This is a genomic window from Providencia sp. Je.9.19, from assembly GCF_051129765.1.
GTDB lineage: Bacteria > Pseudomonadota > Gammaproteobacteria > Enterobacterales > Enterobacteriaceae > Providencia.
This window is the reverse complement of record NZ_JBCPSS010000077.1, coordinates 1-245: the sequence shown is the minus strand read 5'-3', so window position 1 is coordinate 245 and position 245 is coordinate 1. Positions and strand designations below refer to the sequence as shown.

Annotated in this window: 1 pseudogene; it reads left to right on the top strand. The window is 54.7% G+C overall.

Going from position 1 to position 245, the window contains the following annotated elements:
* Positions 1–24: 24 nt before the first annotated feature.
* Positions 25–245 (top strand): annotated as a pseudogene (locus AAZR93_RS21765) (hypothetical protein); the annotation flags it as partial.

Sequence of the window (245 nt, the reverse complement as noted above, 5' to 3'; positions counted from 1 at the left end):
ACCGTGAACACAGAGAGCTAAACCATGAATTTGCAGAATATCCCGAACCACTTTACTCCGCGGTTGCGTGTGACATGCTCATCTCGCAAGACCGCCCTCCTCAACGCGCTGCTGTGGAGTGGCGTGGTCATGGGGAGTGTCTTGACCTCCTCAGCAGAGGCGGCGATTGCTTTAGACCGCACCCGGGTGGTGTTTGATGGCGATCACCGTTCCGTCAGCTTGAACGTGAGTAATCAAAACAAGCA